16 protein-coding genes and 2 pseudogenes are annotated in these 21327 nt (G+C 65.3%); 7 read left to right on the forward strand and 11 right to left on the reverse strand.

The annotated features are described in order from the left end of the window. Nucleotide 1 precedes the first annotated feature (1 nt). A complete protein-coding gene (locus NH14_RS16065; RefSeq protein WP_035525621.1) occupies nt 2-688 on the forward strand; it encodes a DotU family type IV/VI secretion system protein in 687 nt (228 codons plus the stop codon). Then, a complete protein-coding gene (locus NH14_RS16070) occupies nt 685-4554 on the forward strand; it encodes a type VI secretion protein IcmF/TssM N-terminal domain-containing protein (protein WP_035525620.1) in 3870 nt (1289 codons plus the stop codon). The genes NH14_RS16065 and NH14_RS16070 overlap by 4 nt, the downstream gene beginning before the upstream one ends. A gap of 74 nt (nt 4555-4628) precedes the next feature. On the opposite strand, the gene NH14_RS16075 is transcribed toward NH14_RS16070, so the two are convergent. From NH14_RS16075 to NH14_RS16090, 4 genes are all read right to left on the reverse strand, one after another. After that, a complete protein-coding gene (locus NH14_RS16075; protein WP_202031679.1) occupies nt 4629-6194 on the reverse strand; it encodes a serine hydrolase in 1566 nt (521 codons plus the stop codon). A 65-nt stretch (nt 6195-6259) separates the two neighbouring features. Then, a complete protein-coding gene (gene tssA / locus NH14_RS16080; RefSeq protein WP_035525618.1) occupies nt 6260-7873 on the reverse strand; it encodes a type VI secretion system protein TssA in 1614 nt (537 codons plus the stop codon). Between the two features lie 41 nt (nt 7874-7914). Then, complete coding sequence (locus NH14_RS16085; RefSeq protein ID WP_035525616.1) at nt 7915-8649, reverse strand: response regulator transcription factor; 735 nt, start codon at nt 8647-8649, stop codon at nt 7915-7917. Beyond that, the gene (locus NH14_RS16090) at nt 8646-10661 is read right to left on the reverse strand and encodes an ATP-binding protein (RefSeq protein WP_035525614.1); all 2016 of its coding nucleotides are present in this window, start codon (nt 10659-10661) and stop codon (nt 8646-8648) included. The genes NH14_RS16085 and NH14_RS16090 overlap by 4 nt, the downstream gene beginning before the upstream one ends. 512 nt (nt 10662-11173) lie before the next feature. Between NH14_RS16090 and NH14_RS16095 the strand changes: the two genes are divergently transcribed. Both NH14_RS16095 and NH14_RS16100 read left to right on the forward strand, forming a co-directional pair. After that, nucleotides 11174-11314 carry a hypothetical protein gene (locus NH14_RS16095; RefSeq protein WP_162531584.1) on the forward strand — a complete coding sequence of 47 codons (141 nt, stop codon included), beginning with the start codon at nt 11174-11176 and terminating at the stop codon, nt 11312-11314. Beyond that, nucleotides 11262-11573: pseudogene (locus tag NH14_RS16100) on the forward strand (Arm DNA-binding domain-containing protein); the annotation flags it as partial. The gene NH14_RS16095 and the pseudogene NH14_RS16100, both read left to right, overlap by 53 nt. Nucleotides 11574-11586: 13 nt before the next feature. Here the strand turns inward: NH14_RS16100 and dsdA are convergent. Continuing rightward, nucleotides 11587-12912: a D-serine ammonia-lyase gene (dsdA, locus tag NH14_RS16105; protein WP_035525612.1), complete on the reverse strand. Its 1326-nt coding sequence runs from the start codon at nt 12910-12912 to the stop codon at nt 11587-11589. Between the two features lie 108 nt (nt 12913-13020). Here dsdA and NH14_RS16110 point away from each other — a divergent pair, with 108 nt between their 5' ends. Beyond that, nucleotides 13021-13983: a LysR substrate-binding domain-containing protein gene (locus NH14_RS16110; RefSeq protein WP_035525610.1), complete on the forward strand. Its 963-nt coding sequence runs from the start codon at nt 13021-13023 to the stop codon at nt 13981-13983. A 90-nt stretch (nt 13984-14073) separates the two neighbouring features. Here NH14_RS16110 and NH14_RS33530 read toward each other — a convergent pair. Then, nucleotides 14074-14487, reverse strand: a pseudogene (locus NH14_RS33530) (transposase); the annotation flags it as partial. 51 nt (nt 14488-14538) lie between these two features. After that, complete coding sequence (locus NH14_RS16120) at nt 14539-15756, reverse strand: FAD-dependent monooxygenase (RefSeq protein ID WP_035525608.1); 1218 nt, start codon at nt 15754-15756, stop codon at nt 14539-14541. Nucleotides 15757-15922: 166 nt separating this feature from the next. Between NH14_RS16120 and NH14_RS16125 the strand changes: the two genes are divergently transcribed. Then, nucleotides 15923-16867 (forward strand): LysR family transcriptional regulator, encoded by a 945-nt coding sequence (locus NH14_RS16125; protein ID WP_035525607.1) that lies wholly within the window; start codon nt 15923-15925, stop codon nt 16865-16867. Between the two features lie 463 nt (nt 16868-17330). Here the strand turns inward: NH14_RS16125 and NH14_RS33195 are convergent, their stop codons facing one another. After that, nucleotides 17331-17792: a hypothetical protein gene (locus NH14_RS33195; RefSeq protein ID WP_035525604.1), complete on the reverse strand. Its 462-nt coding sequence runs from the start codon at nt 17790-17792 to the stop codon at nt 17331-17333. 338 nt (nt 17793-18130) lie between these two features. On the opposite strand from NH14_RS33195, the gene NH14_RS16135 reads away from it, so the two are divergent. Continuing rightward, the gene (locus tag NH14_RS16135; protein WP_052147993.1) at nt 18131-18397 is read left to right on the forward strand and encodes a hypothetical protein; all 267 of its coding nucleotides are present in this window, start codon (nt 18131-18133) and stop codon (nt 18395-18397) included. A gap of 106 nt (nt 18398-18503) precedes the next feature. On the opposite strand, the gene urtE is transcribed toward NH14_RS16135, so the two are convergent. The 3 genes from urtE to urtC all read right to left on the reverse strand — a co-directional run bounded on the left by urtE (nt 18504) and on the right by urtC (nt 21326). Beyond that, the gene (gene urtE / locus NH14_RS16140; RefSeq protein ID WP_035525602.1) at nt 18504-19196 is read right to left on the reverse strand and encodes an urea ABC transporter ATP-binding subunit UrtE; all 693 of its coding nucleotides are present in this window, start codon (nt 19194-19196) and stop codon (nt 18504-18506) included. A gap of 75 nt (nt 19197-19271) precedes the next feature. Then, nucleotides 19272-20123 carry an urea ABC transporter ATP-binding protein UrtD gene (gene urtD / locus NH14_RS16145; protein WP_052147992.1) on the reverse strand — a complete coding sequence of 284 codons (852 nt, stop codon included), beginning with the start codon at nt 20121-20123 and terminating at the stop codon, nt 19272-19274. A gap of 3 nt (nt 20124-20126) precedes the next feature. Continuing rightward, nucleotides 20127-21326: an urea ABC transporter permease subunit UrtC gene (gene urtC / locus NH14_RS16150; protein ID WP_035525599.1), complete on the reverse strand. Its 1200-nt coding sequence runs from the start codon at nt 21324-21326 to the stop codon at nt 20127-20129. Nucleotide 21327 lies beyond the last annotated feature (1 nt).

Genomic DNA, 21327 nt, shown 5'->3' on the forward strand with positions numbered 1-21327 from the left:
CATGACACTCATCGACTGCCTGATGCCTTTGTTCGCGCAGGTTCGCGCGTTTGCCCAGGCGCCCTCGGGCGATGCGCAAACGTTCACCGCGCAGCTCGACAACGCGATCGCCGCCGCGCGCCACCGCGCCCAGGACGCGGGCCACGCGCAGGCCGACGTCGATGCCGCGCTGTTCGCGTTCGCCGCATGGGCCGACGAAGTGCTGCTGACGACGCGCTGGGAGGGCGCCGCGCAATGGCAGCGCCACCTGCTGCAGCGCCGCTACTTTAACCTGAGCAACGCCGGCGTCGCGTTCTACGAGCGCCTCGCGCAGCTCGCGCCCGCAGAGCGGGCGGTGCGCGAGGTGTTCTACCTGTGCCTCGCGCTTGGCTTCGGCGGGCGCTATGCATACGACCGCAACCAGAAGGCGCTCACCGACATCAAGCGCGCCAACCTGGCGATGTTGCTGCCCGACACCGAGCTGAGCGCGAGCGCTCAGGCGCTGCTGTTTCCGGACGGCTACGGCGTGGCCTCCGGCGCGCAGGACCCCGCGCGGCCGACGCTGCGCGCGCGCCTCGCCACGCGCTGGTCGCGCGCGGCGCTGGCCGCGATCCTGCTGCCGCTGTTTCTGCTGGTGCTTCTCTTTGGCACCTATCACTACGTCGTCGGGCAATCGGTCGATACGCTTCTTGCACAGATCCACTTATGAAAAAGCTCGGCCTCGTGCTGCTCTGGCTGCTCGCCCTGATCGTGCTCGCGCTCGTGAGCTGGGGCGTGGTCCTGTACTTCGGCTGGCCGCTGTGGGTCGCGCTGGCGATCTTCATCGGCGTGCTCGCGCTGTATTTTTTCGCCGGCCTCGTGCGCCGCATGATCGTCATGATGCGCTCGCGCAGCCGTCTCGCGCAGCAGTCGGCGGCGCTGCGTAGCGAGACCGTCACGACCGTGGCGCCCGAAACGCTGCTGCGGCGCAAGTGGAAAGCCGCCGTGGCGACGCTGCGCCAGTCGAACCTGCGCAGCCAGGGTGATCCGCTCTATGTGCTGCCGTGGTACATGGTGATCGGCCGCTCTGGTACCGGCAAGACCACGGCGCTTACGCGCGCGCGGCTGTCCTCGCCGATCCAGAAGGTCAGCCAGCAGGCCGAGATCGGCCAGACCGCCAACTGCGACTGGTGGTACTTCGACCGCGCCGTCGTGATCGACTGCGCGGGCCGCTACGTCCACGCCGAGGACATCGACCAGGATCGCCGCGAGTGGGAACTCGGTCTGGACCTGCTCGGGCGCTACCGGCCGCGCGAGGGTCTCGACGGTCTCGTGCTCGCTGTCAGCGCGGACCGGCTCGCGGCGCCCGACGCCGATGGGTTCGCGGACGAAGGGCGCGTGGTGCGCGCGCGCATCGAGCAGCTCATCAAGATGTTCGGCAAGCGCTTTCCCGTGTACGTGCTGATTACGAAATGCGACCGCCTGTACGGCTTCGAGGCGTGGGCGCGGGCGCTGCCCGCGGACGCGCTCGACCAGGCAATGGGCTATCTCGCCGACGAAGCCGGCGACGGCGAGGCCGCCTTCGCGGCGCGCGCGCTCGACTCGATCGGCGCACGTCTTGCCGCGTTGCGGCTCGCGCTCATAGCACGCAACCCGGACGCGTCGCCCGACCTGCTGATGTTTCCGAATGAGCTTGATCAGCTGCGCACGGGGCTCGCGCAATTTCTCGCGGCTTGTCTCGCCGATAACCCGTACCTCGAGCGGCCGCTGCTGCGCGGCATCTTCTTCAGCAGCGGGCAGCAGGAGGGCGGGGCGCTGTCGTCGCTGCCGGGCGTGCTGCTGCCGCCGACGCCCGTGCACGCAGGCGGCATCGCCGGGCTGTTCCTGCACGACTTCTTCGGCCGCATCCTGCCGCAAGACCGGCATACGGCGAAGCCGGCCCTGCTCGTCAATCACTGGCGGCGCGTCACGCAAAGCGTGGGCATAGCAGCGTGGCTGCTGCTGCTCGTGATGATCGGCATCCTGCTGTCGGTCTCATTCGCCGGCAACATGCAGACTCTTGCGTTCGTGCGCAGCACGCGCCCCGACCAGGCCGCATTGAACGGCAACCTGGCCCACGATGCCAATGTGCTGGCCGTGTCGAACGACGTGCTCACGCAGGTCGCGCAGAACGACCGGCGCTGGCTTTCGGGACTGCTTGGCAACGGCGCCGGACTGCCGGATCTGGAAGCGCGCCTGCATGGCGTGTTCGTGAAGCAGTACCGCGAGGCGATCCAGCCCGCCGTCGACCAGAATGAACAGGCCGCGCTCGCGTCCGCGGGTGACGCGCCCGTCGAGGCGGCGAGCCAGATCCTGAACCTCGCGCGCTCCATCGGCATCGAGCAGGCGCGCCTCGGCGGCGCGGATCGCGCAGCGCTGGAGGCGCTGCCGCAGCCGGTGCCGACTCAGCTCTATCCCACGCGCCTGAACGAGCAACTGAACCAGCTCGCGATCTCGTCGCTCGTCTGGTCGCTCGAGGACGCGCCGTGGCTGCGCGAACGCGTGAAGGCGCAGCGCGCGCTGCTCGACCAGCTCGTGAGCGCGGATCCGCAGATGACCTGGCTTGTCGGCCTCGTGCCGGATGGCGCGGGCGCGGCACCCGTGCGCGCGAGCGACTACTGGGGCAGCGGCCTCGTGAGCCGCGCGCCGCAGGCAGCGCCGATGGGGCAGGCCGCCCAGACCGCGCAAGTGCCGCAGGTGGCCAGCGCACCCGAGGTCGTGGTGCCGGCCGTCTACACGGTGGCGGGCAAGCAGGCGCTCGACCGGCTCGCGGCGCAGATCCGCGCTGCCGTGAGCGACACGGCGCAGTTCGACCGCGAGCGCGCCGCTTTCGATGTCTGGTATCGCGCGCAGCGCGTGACGGCGTGGCAACGCTTCACCGACACGTTCGCGAGCGGCGCGACGCCGTATTCGAACGAAGCCGACTGGCGCGCCGCGCTCGGCACCGTGAGCGGCGCGCAGAGCCCTTACTTCCGCCTGATCGCACGCCTCGCCGACGAGTTCAAGGACGACTTCCACACCTCGCGCGGCGCCGCCGCCGACGAAGCGCCGCTGCCGGGCTGGCTCATGCTCGCACGGCAGTTCGAGCAACTACGCGAGCAGGCGACACGACTCGGAGCGACGAACCGGGCCATCAAGCTGGCCGGCGCGCTCAACGCGGTGGGCGCCTCGGCCATCCGCGAGACGCTGGCGGGCGGCCCGATCGCGGGCGGCCAGACCGTCAACAGCAACCTGGGCGCCGTGGACGCGCTGAGCCTTTACCTCGGAGCCTTGAACAAGCTCGCGATCGACAGCGGCACGGGCAGCGGCAAGGACTATCAGCTCGCGGCGGATTTCCATCAGGTCGCAACGAGCGCGCAGCCACAGCCGCAGCCCTCGCTGATGATGGGCGCGCTGGAGCCGCTCACGCGCCTGCACACGCTGATCGGCGCCGGCGACGGTTCCGATCTCTTGACCTGGCGGCTGATTCGCGGGCCATTCGATTTCCTCTCGAGCTATATCGAGCAGCAGACCTCGTGCGAGCTGCAGCGCAACTGGGATTCAAGCGTGGTGTGGCCGCTGCAAGGCGCGCTCGACAAGAGCGCGGCGGTCGATCAGCTATTCGGCGCGAAGGGCACGGTATGGGCGTTCGCGGACGGGGCCGCCAAGCCCTTCCTCGTGCGCGACGCGAGCCGCTACGACGTCGTGCAGACGCAGGGCTACAGCGTGCCGTTCACGCCGGCCTTCGTGACCCTGCTCAACGGCGCGCTCGGACGCCAGGTCGCCCAGCAGCAGACGCAGCAGCGCAGCGCCGCCGCAAAGCAGACGCAGCAGTTGCAGGCGCAACAAGCCCAGTTGCAGGCGCAGCAAACGCTCGACCAGCTTGACCGGACGCTGGCTGCGGCGAAGCAGCAGGCCGACGCCGACCGCGCGCTCTCGGTCCCGCTCACGATCACGGCGCAGCCCACGGGCGTCAACGCGGGCGCGAAGTCCAAGCCGTACGTGACGATCCTCACCGTTCAGTGCGCGGCCGGCGTGCAGGCGCTCAACAACTACAACTTCCCGGTGAGCAGCAGCTTTGCGTGGACGGCCGGCCAGTGCGGCGACACGCGGCTGCAGATCAAGATCGGCAATCTCGTGCTGACCCGCAGCTATCCGGGGCCGCTTGGCGTCGCCGCGTTCCTCAAGGACTTCGCCAACGGCCAGCGCCAGTTCGTGCCGGCCGACTTCCCGGCCGATCAGGCCGCGCTCGATGCGCTCGGCGTGCGCACGCTCACGGTGAGCTACGCGTTCACAGGCAACGACACGGTGCTCGACGCGGCGCGCGCGATCAATACCTACGAGACGCTGCAGAAGACCACGGCGGAGCAGAAGCAGCAGATCCAGGACGCGCAGGCGCAACGCCAGCAACTGAGCATTGTCGATCAGATGGCCGCGCAGAATCCGCCGCTGCCGCCCTCGGTGCCGAGCGTCGCGGGCAGCGCGCCGAGCCTTGCGGATCTCGGGCTGCCCGCGATCGTCGGCGCCTGCTGGCACGCGCCCGTGCTCGCGGGCGCGGCGCGCGGCGACGGCATGTAAGGCGCGCTGCGACGGCGGGCGAGTCGGGCGGGCGGCGCGTGCGCCGCGCCGCCGAACCGCATTTGAGCGCCCGGCTACGCGGTGCGCGTGAACGTCCCCAGGCCCTCGTCGTTGAAATAGTCGAGCGTCACCTGCCGCCCCGCGAAGCTGACCTCGAAGCGCGAGCCGGCTGGCGCCTCCGTGAGCGGCAGGACGTAGCTGAACACGTCGCCGTTCCAGTGCGTGCAGGTGAACTGGGTGCCGGCGGGACCGAGCGTGAGCACGAGAGCATTGTTCTGGACGACAACCTGTAACGGACCGAAATAATCATTGGCGTAGACGCCCGCGTAATTGGCGAGCGGCTGCGCGGGTGTCGGCGATGCCGGTGGCGTTGCGCCCGCCAGCGCGCCCGTGGGTTTCGAGTACTGGCCGAACGTCGTGCTGAAAAACGTCGCCCAGTCCCGCTGCGCCGCGCCGTACTGCGCGAGATCGAAGAACTGGTAGGCCAGCGTTTCGGGCACACCGATCGGCGCCGTGTTGGTGAGCACGACAATCGCGAGGTTCATCGACGGCACGACCATGAAGGTGGTCGCGGCGCCGGTGGTGAATGCACCGGAGTGATTGAACGTCACGCGGCCACTATCGAGCGTGCTCACGACGAAACCGAAACCGTAATACGAGGCCGGCAGCGTCGCACTGGCGGCGCGGCTCTGGATCTGCTGCGAGAGTGCTGGCTGGAGCGCGCTGGCGGGAATCACCGTCTGGCCGTTGACGGTGCCGTTGCCGAGCAGCATCGCGAGCCATCGGGCCATGTCGTTCGCGGACGAGCTGACGCCGCCCGCCGGCGATTGCGGGTCCGGGTCGCGCAGCGGGCCGGGCACGTATTGGCCGTTGACGAGGACGTGGCCCGCCGCGGCATTCGTGCGCTGGGCGAAATCGGCGTAGAGCGAACTGGTGCGCGTCATACCGAGCGGCGCGTAGATTGCCTGTTGCGAAAGCGTGGCCCAGTCCGTGCCCGCCGCGGCCGCGACGCCGGCCGCGCCCGCGGTGAGCCCGAAGTTCGTGTAGTGATAGGTCGTGCGGAACGGGTCGAGCCCGAGATAGTGCAGACGTTGCAGTATTTGCGTCTGGTCGTAGCCGATCTCTTCGAGGCTGTCGCCGGCATGGTCCCGCAATCCCGAGCGATGCGCGTAGAGATCGCCGGCCGTCACCTCCGCGGTGACGGCCGGATCGGACAGCGTGAACCACGGCAGCACGCTGGACATGGGGGTGTCCCACTTCACGACACCCTTGCCGACTTGCGCGGCGACCACCGTCGCGCCGACCGATTTGGATACCGAAGCAAGCTGGAAGACGGTGTCGGCGTCGACGCGTTGCTGCGTTTTCACGCTCGTGACGCCATAGCCTTTCGCGAAGACGGTCTTCGCGCCCTGCACGACCGCGACCGACATTCCGGGAATGCCCGAGCTCGCCATCAGGTTGCGGGCGAGCGCGTCGAGCTGCGCAAGCGCGTTGTCGATCTGGGTGTCCGACGCCGGGCCGTCCGGGCCGAGCGAGACCACCGAGCCACCGCCGCACGCACTCAGTGCGCCGCACAGCGCCGTTCCGAGCACGCGCCGGCGCATCAGGAAATGGGAAGTCACTGCCGGGTTCGTCTTCATGGTCTCTCGCTTGCTTTGTTGTGCGTGGTGGGGGCGTACGAAGGAGCGACGCGCCGCTCAGGCAATCAGGTGATCAGGCGCACGGCCGTGGCCGCGTTCAGCGGCGCGATGCGCGCGAGCAGGGCGTCGGTCTCAGCCTGGTTTTCGTCGTTGCGGCTAAGCACTGCCCAAGCCGCGCGCAGGCCGTCGGCGGCGAGCGCCGGGTCCCATGCGGCGACACCGTAGCGGTCGATCTCCGCGACCACGGCGCGCGCGAACGAATCGAGCCGCGCGCCCGGGCGATGCTCGAGCAGCAGATCGCAGAGCGCCGTGCGCAGCCGCAGCCGCGCACCCACGGCGGCGTTGCGCTCGATCGCGTCCTGCAGGCACTGCGCGGCGTCGGCCAGTTCGCCTTCGGCCGCGAGCGCGCGCGCGCGCGACAGCGCGCCGGCGAGCGGATCGGGCGCCGCCGCGGCTTCGCCGCCGCTGCCTGCCGCGAGCGACTGCAGCCATTGCACGGTGTCCGCGTTCGCGAACGGCACGCCGTTGGCAAACTTCAGCTGCGCGATGCCCGTCATGCGGTCGACGAACTTCGCGGTTTCGTTGCACACCTCTTTGCGCGCGGCGGCCCATGTCTCGCCGAGTTGCGCGAGCGCCGCCGCGGCGACGCAATTCAGGTCGAGCCAGAACGGATGCTGACGCAGCTGGGTTTCGGCGAAGCTCACGAGATCGGCGTGCGCCGCGCGCGACTGCAGCGCGCGCAGCGCATCCTGCAGCGGTGGGATCGGGCCGGGCAGCGCGGTGTCCGTGCCGGCGCCCACCGGCACGCGTTCGATGCCGGTCCACACGGCGATGCGCCGCAGGCGAAAACCCATCGCGTTGGACGGATCGGCTTCGGCGTACCAGGCGCCGATATTCGCGAGCCGCTCAAGCGCTTCAGTCGCGGCGCGCTCGGCGCTTTCGGGCCCATCGACTGCCGTGGACGCGAGCGCGGTGTCCGCGAAGCCGGGCGCCGCTGCGGCAGGCGCGGCGGCGGTGAGCGCAGGGGCCATAGCAGGTGCCTCGCTGCGCGGCGCACTGGCTGGCGTGGTTGCCGTTGCGGGTGCATCGGTTGCCGCCGGCGTTTCGGCGACCGGCGGGGGCGGCGCAGCTTCGGCGATCGGCACGGTGCCGGCGAGCGCGCGCAAAGGCTGCATCGAGGGCGCCTCGCTGTCCTTGTCGGCGAGCACGCGATCGATCGTATCGAGCGCCGTGCGCAGGCTCTCGACCTGCTGCGGGTCCTGCGGCGGCCAGCTCGACCAGTCGTGTTCCTCGGCATGCGCGCGCACGCGGTCGATCAGCCATTGCAGGGCGTTGCGCCGCGCGCGCAGCCGCGCGAGCGGCGGATGCAGTTGATCCCACCACATGTCGAGCAGCGCGGCCAGCATCTGCGCGCCGTCGCTCAAGCCCGGCAGGCCGCGCGTGACGAGCAGGCCGCCGGCCAGATAGCAGGCGACGAGCACATCCTTGCCCTTGCTCGCGAGCAGCGTCGACGAGAGCTGCACCACCTGCTCCCAGTCCGGCGTGCCGCTAGCCGCTGGGTTCGACATCCTGGCGATTTCGTTCTGCAGCGACTCGAATTCGGGTTCGTCGCGCACGTCGGCCCCGCAGGGTTGCGTTTCGCTGACCGGTTGTGTTGCGAGGATCGTGTAGTCGTTCACTGGACAATGGGCTGTCTGGAAAAGTTGGTCGGGAAGGGCGCTCAGGTCCACAGAGGCTCGATGAGCGCATCGAAGAAATAGCCCGCGCCGCGCTCGGTGCGCAACAGCGTCGGGTTCTTCGGATCGCGCTCGATCTTGCGGCGCAGCCGCAGGATCTGCACGTCGATGGCGCGGTCGTAGATGTCGTCGAACGCGCGCGTGCTCTCCAGCAGCTTCTCGCGCGAGATGATGCGTTGCGGCGAGCTCAGGAACACCACGAGCAGATTGAATTCGGCGTTGGTGAGCGGCACGATGCTTTCGTCGGGCGAGGTGAGCCGGCGCGTGTTCAGGTTCAGCGTCCAGCCCGCGAAGCGATAGGCGCGCGGATGCTTGCCGCGCGTCATCGGCGCCTGCGTCGTCTGCCCCGCGCGGCGCATCACCGCCCGCAGGCGCGCCAGCACCTCGCGCAGCGAAAAGGGTTTGGTGATGTAGTCGTCCGCACCGAGCTCGAGCCCCATCACCATGTCGGCTTCCTCGTTGCGGCCCGTGATGTAGACGATGGGCACCGGCGCCTGCTCGCGCCAGCGGCGCGCGAGCTCCGTGCCGTCGCCGTCAGGCAGGCCGAGGTCGAGCAGCACGAGATCGTAGGGCTTCGCGTCGAACACGCTCATCGCCTCGGCGGCGCTCGCGGCGCCATCCACGCGATAGCCGTGACCCGACAGGTACTCGATCAGCATGGTGCGCATCGAGTGGTCGTCGTCGACGATCAGAATGGAAGGTTGCGGCGGCAGGGTCATGGCAGGGTCTTGAGGGCGGAGGCGGCGGCGCGGCCGAGCGCCTCGCGGTCGAAAGGTTTGGGCAGGACCGTCGCACGCGCGGCCCGCGCGACAGTGACGACATCGGAGTTATCCGAGCACAGGATCACGCGCAGCGCCGGCACCTGTTCGCGCAGGTGCTCAGCGAGGTCGGCGCCGTCCATCGACAGGCCGTCGAGGTCGGCCAGCAGTAGCGCAATGCTGTCGCGCAGATCGGTGGCATCGGCGAGCGCTTCGAACGCCTCGCTCGCGTCGCCATAGCCGAGCGGCTCGAAGCCCAGCTCCGCGAGCCAGTTTTCGCTGCGCTCGCGCGAAGCCGGATCGCCGCCGATCAGCACGACGGCCTCGCCATTGCCCAACTGCCCGGCTCGCGGGGAGGGTGCCGCTTCGGCCAGTGGCAGGACGAGTCGAAAGCGCGTGCCAGTGCCGCTCGTCTCGACACTCACGCCGCCTTGGTGCTCGCAGGCGACGCCAGCAACGATCGCAAGGCCAAGACCGGTGCCGCTTCCTTGCGCGCGCGTCGAATAGAACGGCTCGAACAGATGTACAAGATGTTCGGCGGGAATGCCCGCGCCGTCGTCCTCCACCTCGATCCAGACGGCGGAGCCCGGCGGCGTGTCGCCAACGGCGAGCGGCGCAGCCATCGACCCGGCGCTGGCCACGCGCACGACCACACGCGAGCGCGCGGCGAGGCACGCATTGCGCACGAGATTGAGCACGGCGCGCACGAGCTGGCCACGGTGAGCGGCGACGGGCCACGGGCCTCCGTTTGCCTCGATATCGATGACGACGCCGTTGCGGCTGAGCGGGCGCGCGAGCGCGACGGCTTCGCCGACGACCGACGCAAGCTCGAGCATTTCGCGTACGCGATCGCCGCGGCGCGCGGCGAGCAGAATTTGCTCGGTGAGGTCACGGCCCCGCGCAGATGCGGTCCGCACCTCGTCCAGCGCCGGGCGGGCGGACGAACCCTCGGGCAGGCGATCATGGGCGATTTCCGCGTAGCCGTCGACGGCCGCGAGGATATTGTTGAAGTCGTGCGCAACGCCGCCGGCGAGCAGGCCGAGCGACTCCATGCGCCGCGCCCGCTCGAGGCGCAATGCAAGCTGCCGGCGCTCGCGCGTGGCCACGGCGACGAAGAACGTCAGAATGGCGAGCCCGGCCATATCGACCTGCAGGCTCCAGGAGCTGTTCGCACCCTCGTACTGGTAGGGGCCGAGATGCACGAGCGTCAGACTGACGCCGAGTATTGCCGCGGTCGCCACCGTCGTCGCAGCCGCGGGCAGGCCGCCGTAAATGGCAACGGCGGCGAGCACGAGCGCGAGCACGCCGCGCTGCACTTCTTCGGACAGGTGCAGGGCGGCCGTTGCGGCGAGTATTGTGACGACGGCGAGGCATCCTGCCAGCGCACTGAGACGCCCGCCGGGCAGGCCGCCGGGTGCCGCACCGGATGATCGGTCCCGCCATGCGAGCAGGGCGGGCACGAGCACCAGCACGGCGACGCCATTGCCGACGAAGAGGATCTGCCATTCCCGCCACCAGCTGTCGCCGCCCAGATCGGCCGCGAATGTGGCGCCCAGCATGGCAGTGAGCCCGATGCCCACGAGCGGCAGCAGCACGAGAAAGCGTATCAGCGCCGAGGTGGTGGACAGTGTGCCGCTCGCACCGACATAGCGCCGGCCCAGCCACGCGCAAAACGCGACCTCGAAGACGTTGAGGAGGCAAAAGCCGACGTCGCTACGCCAGGATTCGGCACTGAAATGGCCGTTGGACGCGACTGCGGCCAGGACCGCGAGCAGGAAAGGGAACCACTGACGCGGCGGCAGCGGCCAGAGAAAAGCAATCGCGGTGGCCGGCGCCGGCCAGGCGATGGCAGCGAGGGAGTTGGCGCTCTCGAGGTTCGCGACGGGGCGGGCGAGCAGGTAATAGAGCGTGCCGAGCGCAATGGCTTGCAGGAGCGTGCGCGCGCGAGTCGCCGTCCACGGCACTGTATTCATGCAAATGATCCCCGAATTGCGCCGACGTCTTTCATGGACGGAGCTCGCTACGATTTTTGAGAAATCATATCAAAATCATTCGTCAGTTCGGTGCACGAGATTGTCCGCCCAAGGTCTTTCTTTCGGCGGCTTCGCGGCGTGAGCGCGGCAAGAGGAAGAGTATGCAAACCAGCTTCGATCAGGCGCGATTGAGTCGGCCTTCAGGTATCAGGGGTTGCGGGGTGCGATTCGGGGCGTGCGTGACGTGGGTGTACCGTATTCCCTGAATGCAAATCTCAGGTAGTACCAAACGCCGGACGATCTGGTCGATTCATGGTTTTAATAAGGAATCCAATTTTTATGAGTGACGTATGTTCGTTTCGTTCAGGTAATCTCTAGTGCAACGCGGCGTGCTCGACGGATTTATATTGCGTAGAAATCTGACTTATAACTCGAATCATCGTGTGTAGGTCCCAAATAGATGTCGTGTTCTGTGTAGGTTGAGTGCCGGACATCCACATGGAGCGCCGGCAATGAATGCGACTGGGACGATCACGATGACGATGCGCAAAGTGGACCGGATCAAGGTCATCCAGGCGGTCACCGAAGCGCGGCTCAAGCCTGGTCAAGCATGCCCGCTACAACCCAGAGGGCACGGGCAACCGTCTATCTGACGGCGGTCGGATGTACCTTCAGATCGACAAATCCGGCGCAAAATATTGGCGGATGAACTATCGGTTCGCAGGCAAGGACAAGACGCTGGCGCTCGGCGTCTGTCCAGATGTCTCACTTGCGGCAGCCCGCAAGAAGCGAGACGAGGCCCGAGAGAAGCTTGCTGGCGTCGTCGATCCTGTCGCTGCAAAAAGGTTGGAAAAGCGCGCCGCGCGTCGTTCGGCGATCAATACTTTCGAAGCTGTTGCGCATGCATGGATGTCGTACGCAATGGCTATTTCACTGACGCGGGACCGGCGAGTGCTTTTGCACGTTGCTGGAAACGGCGATGCTCCTCTGGCGGAACCAGCGACCCGCCCGTCGCCCAAATTACGTGCGTTGACCGCTGCATGTCCGCATTGAGACTGCGCAGGTAGTCGCGGCCGCAGGGTGATTGGGTCAACCAGCCAGGGCCGCCGACGGCAGCCGCTGCCGATGGCTCCAGTTCCACTCCGGTTGCGCGTTGAACCGCCAGCAGGCATGCGTAGAGTTCTTCATCGCTTACGGTGAATACACCCGACAGTTGGGACGCCATCAAAGGACTGACCAGTTGCGAAGCCTGTCCTACGGCAAGGCCATCGGCCTCGGTCCGGTTGTCGAGACCCGTGTCATAAACGGACACCGGCTCGTCGAAACCGGCCGCAAGCTGGACCAACATGCACGGCGAAGCTACAGGCTCCGCAAAGAAACAATGCACGTGTTCGCCGAAAAGCGCCTTAAGGCCATAGGTAATCCCGCCCGGTGCACCGCCGACACCGCAGGGGATATAGACGAATAGCGGATGCGCTGCATCCACGATGCGGCCCGACTCCGCAAGTTGTGCCGCCAGATGGCGGGCGCTCGCGGCATATCCGAGGAACAGCAACAATGAACGCTCGTCGTCCACGAAATGGCAGCGCGGCCGATCTAGCGCCTGCGATCGTCCGGCGGCGACTGCTTGCGCGTAGTCACCGTCGTGCTCGACCACGCGTACACCGCGTCTTCTCAACCGCTCCTTCTTCCAGGACTTCGCGTCCGTCGACATATGAACGATCGACTCGAATCCCAGAGCGGCGGCCATTACGCCGATGCTTAAGCCGAGATTGCCGGTACTGCCGACGATGATGGCGTGCTTCGCGAACAGTTCGCGTGCAGCGGTCGACGCGAGGACCCGCCGATCGCCCTCCGCGTCGAGCAGCCCATGTTCGATCGCAATCGATTCCGCGAGCGCGAGCACTTCGTGAAAGCCGCCGCGCGCCTTGATGGAACCCGCGATCGGCAATGCGTCATCGCGCTTGATGAACCAGGCTCCCCGCGCGTCGGACGAAATCGATAACACTTGGTGCAGGCCATCGGCCGCCATCAGGTCCGACTCCACTTTTCCCGCGCTCGCGGCGAGTTCGGGAAAAAGTTTGGCCATTAGCGGCTCGCATCGCGCCAGCCTCGCCTCGGCGAGCGCAATGTCGTCGAGCGATGGCGCGTCGTGGGGCAATGGGCTGCCGACATCCGGGTTCAGCCACAGTAGCGGGCGGAGTGACTGTAGTCTTGCTAATAGGGAGGAAGATTGAAGCAGAATGCTCATAGATCGATCCGTGGCTCGTTAAGCTATATGGTGCCGACGATGCTACGATTCCATGAAATCGCGGAAAAGCGTTAATTTCTAATGAAGGCATTAGCCTTACTTATACATATGCGACTAGACGGTTCAATCCTTGGCGCCCTTCATTGTTTTGAAACCGCGGGCCGGCTCCTGAGCTTCACGAAGACCGCCCAGGCGTTCAACCTGACGCAAAGTGCCGTCAGCCAGCAGATTCGTCATCTGGAGGAGCGCCTGGGTTATGCGCTTTTCATGCGCCAGGCACGCGGGCTCAAGATGACCGAGAAGGGCGAGGTCCTCCTCGACACGCTGTCGAGCGCTTTCGCCGACATCAATCGGACGCTTCAGGACCTCGGCATGTCGAATGCGCCGCTACAGGTGAGTTGCCTGCCCTCATTCGCGCTGCAATGGTTGATGCCGAGATTGAGCGAGTTTCACAGGCAACAGCCGAAAGTCTCGGTCCGCCTCAAGGCCGAGTTCCAGATTCTGGACCGGCAGGCCATGGACGCCGACGATATAGACGTGGCAGTGCGATACGACCCGGTTCAATACAGTCGGCTGCACGCCGACGTCATCATGGACGAGTACCTCTTTCCGGTCGCCACACCCGAGTATCTGGCGCAGCATCCGGCCTGCGCCAATGGGGAATCGCTCGAAGATGTCGTGTTGCTGCACGACGCATCGCCGTGGGTCGATGCGCCCGAGTTCGTGGAGTGGCGCACATGGCTAGAGGAGTTTCGCCCGGCGTGGACCCAGTATCTGGGCGGCCCCCAGTTTAATTTCTCCAGCCTCGCTATCACTGCCGCATTAAACCATCAGGGCGTGGCGATGGGGCGCGCGGCCCTGGTTCATGACGAGATCAGGAGTGGGCGGCTTGTCAATGTGTTCGGAAAGCACGCTCGGGCGCCCGCGCGCTATATGCTGCTTTCCCGCCAACCCGACGATCCACGCACGGCGGCTTTTTCGAACTGGCTCAAGGGCGAGTGCGCGCGCTTCGATGATGCGCGGATGCAATTGCTGATGAGCGGGGGAGGCGACCGTGTCTGCTCAAACTGATGTAGTGAGCCTATGCCTTTGTACACGCCGACAGCGACCACTTACGAGGGGATGATAGCGCGGTACGTGACGTACTACCGGGGGTTAGGCCCGCGCCATGATTCCTCGCTCCGCTAGCGCCTTCCAGCATCGCGGGTAATCGTAGCCCTTGTCGGCATGAACCTTGTCTGGACGCGTACGTGGCCGGCCACGTTTGCGGTCAGTTGGATTTGGGCCTGTCTTTTGGCCCCCCGGGAGTTGGCCACGCTCGCGCTGTCGATGCCAACGCGGCCCCAATCAATCGCATCGTATCCGCGAAGGCGCGACAACATCATTGCATGCAACCGAACCCATACGCCGCTGTCCTGCCATTCGCGCAAGCGACGCCAGCAGGTCTTCCCATGGGATGCCTGTGAACAGCACGAACAGAATGCCATTCAACGCCGCACGGTCATCAACGCGCGGTCGCCCAGCTTTTGGCGAGGCGCGTCGTTCCGGCAGCAACAATTCGAGCGTTTCCCACAATGATTCACTAATTCGTCTTCTTGTAAGAACGGGATGCCGGCTAAGCGCTGTTCAGAGCCAGGTACCGCCCTGACGTTCCGTCGGCTCTTGTTCCAGGGCGTCGAAATCGTGAATCCAGTCCAGATGATGCAGCAGGCTTTCGCGTGATCGCAGCCGGGCGTTGCGCGCCTGTGCTTCAGGTCCGTCCGGCAAATGCAGCACATCCGCCGTCGATATCGACGCGTACTGCACCTTGCGCGTGCGGCCCCGACGCAAGCGCTCGTAAGCCTCCTGTGCATCGCGCCAGCGACCCGGGCCCGCTTTGACCAATTGAGCGGCCAGCACCACGGCATCTTCGATCGACTGATTGGCGCCCTGACCGTGATGCGGCACGAGCGCGTGCGCGGCATCGCCGATAAGGGTCACGCGGCCCTTGCTCCAGCGCCCGAGCGGCGGACGATGGAACAAGCCCCAGCGCTGGCTGATCGGCACCGCCGAGATCATCTGCACAACCGCAGGATGCCAGTCCTTGAACAGACGCAACTGCTCGCCTTCGCGCGCAGGCGTGACCCAGTCGCGAGACGCCCACGGCGACGGATGACGCTCGACGAGCAGGAAGTTCTGGTCGCCGTTGTCGCCGATCGGATAATGCAGCAGGTGGCCCTGCGGGCCGACCCAGAACTGAATCGCCTCGGGATCGGGCAGCAGATGCATGCGTTCGGCCGGCACCACGCCGCGAAAACCCGAGCAGCCGGAATATAGCGCGTCATCGTAGCCGAGCATCCAGCGACGCGTAATCGAGCGGGCCCCGTCCGCGCCAATCACCAGATCGGCGTCGATGCGCCGGCCGTTGGCGAAACTCAGGCTCACACGATCGGGATGCTGCACGATATCGGTCAGCCGGTGGCTGAGATTAATGTGCTCGAGGCCGACCGCCTTCGACAGCACGGCCTGCAGATCCGCGCGATGCACGCCCCAGTACGATCCTCCGAACTGCTCGCGATAGCTCGGTTCGCCGTGATGCCGGCCGATCACTTCGCCGCTGCGCCCATCGCGATAGATCAACGCGGGGATCTCGGCGCACACTGCGTCAAACGCTGCGCGGAGTCCCATGCGCTCGTAAAACCGCGTCGCATTTGCCGAGAGCGCGACGGCCGCGCCGACCTCGCGAAGCTCGTCGGTCTGCTCATAGAGCTGCGCGTCGATGCCACGTTCTCGCAGCGCGAGCGCGAGCGTCAGGCCGCCGATGCCGGCACCGATGATTGCGATGTTCAGATCCATTTGTTCCATGAGGCGTTTCCAGTGTTCAGGCTGTGTATCCGGCACCGCATTTCCGCCTGGCCAAGGCCGATTGCGTGCGGTGTGTCTGAATTCTCGGTATCGGCCGCGCATTTCACAATAAAATGGCGTGAATCTACGACATCACTGAAATCAATGAGGCTTAAGGATCCGCGCCATGACTCTGAGTGATATCGATCTCAATCTGCTGCTGCTTTTTCATCGATTGATGCGGGAGCGGCGCGTGTCGACCGTCGCCGAGCAGATGAACATGAGTCAGCCGGGCGTGAGCAACGCGCTCGCCAAGTTGCGTCGGCGGCTCGGTGATCCGTTGTTCGTGCGCGGGCCGGGCGGCGTCGTACCCACGCCCTTCGCCTTGAGCCTCGCGGAGCCGGTCGGTCAGGCGCTCGCGATTCTGCACGCCGCGCTCCATCCCGAGACGGGTTTCGATCCGCTGCGCGTCACGCGCACGATCACCATCGGCATGACCGATATCGGCGAGGTCGTCTTTCTGCCTGCGCTCGTCGAACGGCTGTCGCGCGAGGCGCCCGGCATCGCGCTCAATACGGTTCGCGACACGAGCATCGATCTGCGACACGAAATGGCCGAGGGCAGGGTCGATCTCGCCATCGGGCTTTTGCCGCAACTCAAGGGCGGGTTTTATCAGCGCCGCCTGTTCGATCAGCGGTATGTCTGCCTGTTCAGGCGCGGCCATGCGCTCGAAGATGCGCCGCTCACGCTCGCCGCGTGGAGCGAGGCGGAGCATCTGGTGGTGGTGTCCGCCGGCACCGGACACGGTCGAGTGGACGACTGGCTGAAACAGCGCGGCGTGCACCGCCGGGTGCGATTGACGGTCCCGCACTTCATGAGCGTCGGCTATATCCTGCAACGCACCGACCTGATAGCCACGTTGCCGGAGCAACTGGCTCTGCAACTGGCTGCGCCGTTCTCCCTCAGCCTGCGCGCATTGCCTTTGACATTACCCGCTGCGCCGATCCATTTGCTCTGGCATGCGCGAGTTCAACAGGACGAAGGCAATCGATGGCTGCGCGAGATGGTGATCGATCTGTTCGCAGAATCGGCGAAAAAGACGCAAGAAAAGAAGATCGTGCGGAAAAGCTAGATGCTGAGCGGTCAAATTCAAGGGAGCGAGCGTACAAAGGTAGAACTCGAGCCCTCCCAATTGCAGCCAGGGCCTGGCATTCGTCGGCAGACGTGCCCGCGCGAGTGACCGTTGCAGCCAGGTTGCTGTCATCGAAACGTCACTGGGTCGAGTGACGGCTCCGGGGCGGTAAGACTCATTCATTGACATTGGCAAGTTCGATTCGCCGGCGCGCGCCGCTCTCTATCGCCGAACTGTCGTCTCTGAGGCACCAGCGTGGATGATCAGACCGCTCCGTCACCTGCCTTTGAACTTGTGACAGCACGATAGCCCGCAGTGCGTCGTGGGTGCATGCATAATCGTTTCCAGATGTAGAATCGATCGTACGCATATTAAATTCTCCGATGCTGTCTGTTCAAAGCTGAAACAACCAAATTCATCATTTTGTTAGGTTATCTAATTTTGCACCAGTATTAAAACGTTGCTATGCGACGTGAAGGAAAACCCCGTAAAGGCTTGCCTTGCGGGGTTTTTTTGCTTCCTGGTCGTTACCGGCGATTTCAACGCTCGCCAGAATGCTCAGAATGGCGACATCCCTACAGCCCCTTCGCTTGAATTCTCCAGCCTTGACTGCTTGGCCGTAGTTCAGGCTGGCGCGCGAAATTTGATAAGGACCGCTTTGCAAGTTGTAGAGGTTCGAGCCGAAGCGCGTATCGGGGAAACCGTTTGGCAGGCCTGTCGCGCCGGTGGTCAGATGAACGACATCGCCTGATTCGAGCGCGTTGCCCTCCGCAGCTTGTGCAGCCGCAAGCGTGGCGAACGGCGGCGGATTCGCGTCGCTCGCGGCGGTCGGCGCCGATCCCGTGTTCGGCGCTGGCAGCGTCGAATAAGGTTGTTTCGACGCGGGGCTGGCGTCGAATCGTGAAGGATTGGTTGCTTTCGCCATGTACTGCTCGGCGAGGTTTAAGTTGGGTCCGGGTGAGCCGTCTGCCCGGATGATGCCCTTGGAAAGCTGGAAAACTAAACCTGCTGCATGACGCCGAGGGGACGGTAGCCCGGATTTGCATTCGCAATTCAGGGTCGCCTGATCGCGCTCGCGCGATGTTGTTGAAGAACCAATCAATTAGGCATGCCTGGTTGATGCATGGTCGAGGCGCAGTCAACAATATTTGCTGCACAGCCGCATATTCTGTAGAAAGCCTCGCGTCAGGGATTTCACCAAGTTTGCGTGCGGCGGCTGCCGTGCGACTCTATGTCTCAGTGCCATTCCCTATGGAGGTAGGCATGCAAGCTGAGACGCTCAAGAATGCAAGGGCCGCCGTTTTTCTGCACCGGTCGGCGTTGTGTCTGCTGATGTTGCCAGCTGCGTGCCTGGTCTGGGCACTCCAGGCCTACCCGCCGCAAGATGCGTATTGGCTCAGCTTTGTCTTTGCCACCTTCGCCTGGCCTTTCGCCGGGGTTCTTTTTATCGTCTCGGCAGGGTTGCATGACGGCACGGTCCGTCAACGGCCCAAAAAACGTGCCGGATGGCACGCGGCGCACGGGCATTAAATCGCTTCGCGATTCGCTCCGTGGGGTGCGCATAGTGCCCCACGAGCCAGCCTGACTGGGTGCACGCGGCGCGCTGCCCGATGGTGCAGCGCAACTGGAAAGCGCGTCAAACCGCAATCAGTTCCCGCACACCGTCCTGATCCATCGCGGCCCCTTCCCCGCCCGCGACGATCTCGCCGCGGCGCATCACCCAGTAGTGGTCCGCGATGGCTTTCGCGAAGTCGTAGTACTGCTCGACGAGCAGCACCGTCATGCCCATCTCCTCGACGAGCTGGCGCAGCGTTCGGCCGATGTCCTGGATGATCGACGGCTGAATGCCTTCGGTCGGCTCATCGAGAATCAGAAGCTGCGGCTCGCTCATCAGCGCGCGGCCGATCGCGAGCTGTTGTTGCTGGCCGCCGGAAAGATCGCCGCCGCGTCGCGAGCGCATGTTCCATAGCACCGGAAACAGGTCGTAAATGCGCTCGGGAACGCCCGATGGCGCCTTGCGGCTTGCCGCGCCCACCAGCAGATTTTCCTCGACGGAAAGCCGCGGAAAAATATCGCGCCCTTGCGGCACGTAGGCGAGCCCTTGCGCAACCCGCGCCCAGGTGGGCAGCTTCGTGAGCGCGTTGCCGCGCCAGGCAATCGAACCGCTTTTCGCGTGGACGACGCCCATCAGGCAGCGCAGCAAGGTGGTCTTGCCGACGCCATTGCGGCCAAGCAGCACGGTTAGCTTGCCTTCGGGCACGGCCAGCTTCACGTCGCGCAGGATGTGGCTGCCGCCGTAGTATTGGTTCAGTCCGTCGACTTCCAGCATGTTTGTGGTTTCCTGTTTTGCGTGATATCGACGCGGGTATCGGCACCAGAATCGGTACAGCATTCGTTGCGCGCTTTATCGGCCCAGATACGATTCGATCACTGATTCGTTCTGCTTCACGTTGTCGAGCGTGCCGTGGGCAAGCACACGGCCTTCCGCCATCACGGTGACCTTGCCCGTCTCGCCCGCCAGCGCCGCCACGAACTCCATGTCGTGCTCGACAACCATCATCGAGCACGTGCCGCGCAACTGGTTCAGGAGTTCGGCAAGCTGCATCGTCTCGTCGTCGGTCATGCCGGCGGCGGGCTCGTCGAGCAGCAGCAACGCCGGCTGTTGCATCAGCAGCATGCCGATTTCGAGCCGCTGCTTCTGGCCGTGCGAAAGCTCGCCAGCTGCGCGCCGCGCTTCGCTTTCGAGGCCGATGATGCCGAGCGTTTCCTCGATGCGTGCCTGCGCGCTGCGATCGAGGCGTGCGCGCAGCGAGGTCCACCAGCCCTTGTCGGTTTTCATCGCGAGTTCGAGGTTTTCCCAAACCGGGTGCTGCTCGAACACGGTCGGCTTCTGGAACTTGCGGCCGATGCCTGCATGCGCGATTTCAGGCTCGTTCATGCGCGTGAGGTCGATGGTCTGGCCGAGGAACACCTTGCCGTGATCGGGCCGGGTCTTGCCGGTGATCACATCCATCATCGTGGTCTTGCCCGCGCCGTTTGGTCCGATGATGCAGCGCAGCTCGCCGGCGTCGATGGAAAGCGTGAGCGCATCGAGCGCGCGAAAGCCGTCGAAGCTGACGACCACGTCGTCCAGATACAGGATTGCGCCGTGCGAGACGTCGATTTCGCCGGGCGTGACGACCCGGCCAAGCGACGCCACGCCGCTCAACGCATGGTCCGATATGTCTTCGTTCATGAGCATGGAGTTCGGTGCCATCAGTTATTCCTTCGCGCGGCGATGGCGTCGCTCGAGGCCGGATCCGATCAAGCCCATAATCCCGTTGGGCAGCAGCAGCGGCACCAGCACGTAGATGAGGCCGAGGAAGAAAAGCCAGTACTCGGCGAAGTACGCAGTGAAAAAGCTCTTTGCGCCGTTCACCGCGAACGCGCCGATGATCGGCCCGATCAGCGTGCCGCGGCCGCCCACGGCCACCCAGATCGCCATTTCGATCGAGTTGCCCGGCGACATCTCGCTCGGGTTGATGATGCCGACCTGCGGCACGTACAGCGCACCGGCAATTCCGCACAGCACGGCGGAGACGACCCACACGAAGAGCTTGTACGCAAGCGGGCTGTAGCCGAGGAACATCAGCCGCGTTTCACCATCGCGCACGGCGGTGACGACACGCCCCAGTTTCGACGTGACGATGAATCGTGCAGCGAGAAATGCGAGCACGAGCACCGCGAAGGTCATCAGGCAGAGCACGGTGCGGGTGCCGGGATGCGTGATCGGGAATCCAGCAATGCGCTTGAAGTCCGTGAAGCCGTTGTTGCCGCCGAAGCCGGTTTCGTTGCGGTAGAAGAGCAGCATTGCGGCGAACGTGAGCGCCTGCGTGATGATCGACAGGTACACGCCTTTCACGCGCGAGCGGAACGTGAAGAAGCCGAACACCCACGCAATCACGGCGGGCACCAGCACGACGAGCAGCAATGCGTATCCCAGGTGCTGCGTGCCGGCCCAATACCACGGCATGGTTTTCCAGTTGAGGAACACCATGAAGTCGGGGAGGTCGCTGCCGTACACGCCGTCATGGCCGATCGCGCGCATCAGATACATGCCGATCGCATAGCCGCCGAGCGCGAAGAATAGCGCGTGGCCGAGACTCAAGATTCCGCAATAGCCCCACACGAGATCGAGCGCGAGCGCGCCGATGGCATAGCACATGAACTTGCCGGCCAGCGTCATCGCATACGCGGACAGATGGAACGCACTGGACTCGGGCAGCACTAGCGCCGAGAACGGTACGCCGAGGCCCACGGCAACGATCAACGCGATCAGTGCGAGCCAGGCGTTGCGCGACAGCAGCCGCGGGCGCGCGGGCAGGCCGAGCGCGAAGCCGTCTTGCGCGTTGTGCGCAGATGGAGAATCGATGCCTTCGACCGCGGCACGAGGAGAGACAGAGGACATTGCCGTGGTCATC

This window comes from Paraburkholderia sacchari, from assembly GCF_000785435.2.
Taxonomy (GTDB): domain Bacteria; phylum Pseudomonadota; class Gammaproteobacteria; order Burkholderiales; family Burkholderiaceae; genus Paraburkholderia; species Paraburkholderia sacchari.